Here is a 3004-nt window from a genome sequence, read left to right as displayed (position 1 = left end):
CCCCGCGCCCGCTCGGGCCAGCACAGACCCAGGTTCCGTACCGCACTGGCGGTGTGCGCGCTCGCGGCATCCGGCCTGCTCGCGGCCCCGGCCGCCGTGTCCGCCGCGCCCACCGGGGCCCCGGCCGCCGCCGATCCGGCGGCCGCCGCCGCGCCCGGCGCCGGGGCCGGGGCCGAGCTGCCCCGGCACGCGCTGGTCGGCTATCTGCACACCAGTTTCGCCAACGGCTCGGGCTACACCCGGCTCGCGGACGTCCCGGACAGCTGGGACATCATCGACCTCGCCTTCGGCGAGCCGACCTCGGCCACCTCCGGCGACATCCGCTTCAGCCTCTGCCCGCAGAGCGAGTGCCCGGGCGTCGAGAGCGAGGAGGAGTTCAAGGAAGCCGTCCGGGCCAAGCAGGCACAGGGCAAGAAGGTGCTGATCTCCATCGGCGGCCAGAACGGCCAGGTGCGCCTCACCACCTCCCAGGCCCGTGACCGGTTCGTCTCCTCCGTCTCCGCGATCATCGACCGATACGGCCTGGACGGGCTCGACATCGACTTCGAGGGCCACTCGCTGTCCCTGAACGCGGGCGACTCCGACTTCCGCAACCCCACGACCCCGGTCATCGTGAACCTCATCTCGGCCGTCAAGTCCCTCAAGGCGAAGTACGGCCCGGACTTCACGCTGACCATGGCCCCGGAGACATTCTTCGTCCAGCTCGGCTACCAGCGCTACGGGCCCGGCCAGTGGGGCGGCGACCCGCGCGCCGGCGCGTACCTCCCGGTGATCCACGCGCTGCGGGACGATCTGACGCTGCTGCATGTCCAGGACTACAACTCGGGCCCGATCATGGGCCTCGACGACCAGTACCACCACATGGGCGGCGCCGACTTCCACGTCGCCATGACCGACATGCTGCTCACCGGATTCCCGGTGATGGGCGACAGGGACCGCGTCTTTGCGCCGCTGCCCCCGGAGAAGGTGGCGATCGGCATGCCCGCCTCCCCGCAGGCCGGCAACGGCCATGTGCCGCCCTCCGAGGTGAACAAGGCCCTGGACTGCCTCGCCAAGGGGACCGGCTGCGGCCCGTACCAGCCCCACGGCACCTGGCCCCGGCTGCGCGGCCTGATGACCTGGTCGATCAACTGGGACCGCTTCAACGGCGGGGAGTTCTCCGGCAACTTCGACCGCTGGCGCTCCGGAACCTCCTGACCGGCGCCGGTTCCGGTTCCGGTTCCGGCCGCGGTGCGTCCCCGGTCGGGCCCTGGGCACGGCGGGTGTCCAGGGCCCGGCCCGGTCTCCTCAGAACTGGAAGAGATACGAGGCGTTCAGCCGCTTGATACACGGGTTGGCGAACGTGTGCGCGAACTCGACGCGGTTCCCCTTCCAGTAGCCGTCGACGGTGACGGTGACCGGGTTGTACTCCATCGTGCAGTGCTTGCTCTGGTTCAGGCCGACCAGGCTGCGGAACGAGCCGTCGACGCGCACGAGGTCGTCGCACGCCCGCAGCGCCCTGGGGTGGTCGCTGGCGGAGGTGGTGGGGAGGCAGTCCAGGTAGACGACGCGCTCCGGGACCATCCGGTCGGTGCCGTCGTGGTGGCCCACCCCGAGCACCATCCGGGACGCGGACGCCGTGGACCGCTCCTGGTCCTGGGCGGGGGCGTGCGGTGCGGCGCCGGCGGTGGCGGCGGTGGCGGCGGTGAGGGCCAGGCAGCAGACGGCCACGGTGGTCGCTGCCGCGGTTCGCTGGGCGGTCTTGCGCATGGGTCGCACTCCTTCACACGAGTGGGGGGTGCGGGTGCGAGTCTGGCGGATGCGGGCGGGCGGCGCGCGGGCGCACCGCTCACTCCGGTCACGGTATGCGGACACCGTGTGGCTGGCTTGTGTCACCGGTGCGTCCCGGTGGTCCCCCGGAACGCGAGGTCGGCGCGGCGGAGTTGCGGGAGCCCGCCGGCTGCCCCCGGTCGGCGCGGGAAGCGGAGCGCGTCATTCGACAACCCGAATCGGCCGGAAACCCTCGTGCCGGGCTCTCCGGCGCGGGTGCGCCGTCATGGTCCTCGCGGTCCCGGTCCGGTATCTTCTACAGTCCTGTAGAAAAAGGGAGTGTGGGAGTCCATGAACAGCAGCCACTCTCTCCGGCCGGAGGACCGGGAGGACTTCGAGCGGGTGCTGGACCAGGCCCTGCGCGGAGTGCCCGAGGAGATGGCCGAGCGGCTGCGCGCTGACGCCCTCTCAGCCGCCGACCGGCTGCTGGTCCGGGCGGCGGCCGAGTACCGGGAGCTGTGCCGGCTGCGGAGCGCCCCGCGCGCGCAGCCGTCGCCCCCGGGCAGGCTGCGCACCTCGCTGCTGCCCGCGCTGGCCGTACTGGTCCCGCTGATCGCCGCGGCGGCGGCCGTGATCTTCCTGGTGCTCGGCTACACGCTGGTGCTCACCGGTGTGCGGCACGACATCGGCGCCTCCCTGGTGCTCACCGGATGGGCGGGCGCCGGGCTGGCGGCCGTGACCGGCGCCGTGGGGCTCGGCCGGCTCGTCGTCACGGCGAGCGGCCGCCGGTTCCCGCAGGTCCGTCCATACCCGGCGCGGCGCTCCGAGGTGGCGCGGGCGCGCGAGGCGTGGCGCACGGCGCTGCTGGAGCGCGCGCTGCTGCCGTACGTACGGGACCGGGTGCGCTGAGGTGGGGCTTGCAGGGCCGGGGCTGCCCCCTGTTGTCTCGTCGCAGCCTGCGGGCGCGATGGGGGTACCCCCTGCTCGAGCGAAGCCGAGAGCTTGGGGGAGGCTGGTCGCGCAGTTCCCCGCGCCCCTGCCGGGGCGCGGTCCGCAGGGGACGGCCCGGGGCAGCCCCGGCCCGGGGCGGCCCCGGAAGAGGGCGACCATGATCCGCCGGAAGCACCCCTAGATGATTGATGTGCTTTCGCTCTGTCTGGAACGGCGAAGAGTGCCCAGGATTGGTGCTGAGAACACTGGCTCGACCCGTGGGGCGTGCTGTGAACACCGATCTGGACACTCTCCTGACCGCACT

The 3004-nt window shown here is 72.7% G+C and carries 3 protein-coding genes; 2 read left to right on the top strand and 1 reads right to left on the bottom strand.

Translation table 11 applies throughout. The annotated features are described in order from the left end of the window. A partial coding sequence (locus G5C65_RS34640) for a chitinase (RefSeq protein ID WP_241266271.1) occupies positions 1–1197 on the top strand: 1197 nt, incomplete at its 5' end. Between the two features lie 90 nt (positions 1198–1287). Here G5C65_RS34640 and G5C65_RS34635 read toward each other — a convergent pair. Continuing rightward, positions 1288–1749, bottom strand: coding sequence for an SSI family serine proteinase inhibitor (locus G5C65_RS34635; RefSeq protein ID WP_165303028.1), 462 nt, complete (start codon positions 1747–1749; stop codon positions 1288–1290). Between the two features lie 351 nt (positions 1750–2100). Here G5C65_RS34635 and G5C65_RS34630 point away from each other — a divergent pair, with 351 nt between their 5' ends. Next, on the top strand, positions 2101–2658 hold the full coding sequence (locus G5C65_RS34630; RefSeq protein WP_165303027.1) for a hypothetical protein: 558 nt from the start codon (positions 2101–2103) through the stop codon (positions 2656–2658). The last annotated feature ends 346 nt before the right edge of the window (positions 2659–3004 follow it).

The organism is Streptomyces boncukensis (genome assembly GCF_011045075.1).
Taxonomy (GTDB): domain Bacteria; phylum Actinomycetota; class Actinomycetes; order Streptomycetales; family Streptomycetaceae; genus Streptomyces; species Streptomyces boncukensis.
This window is presented reverse-complemented; position numbering and strand designations above follow the sequence as displayed.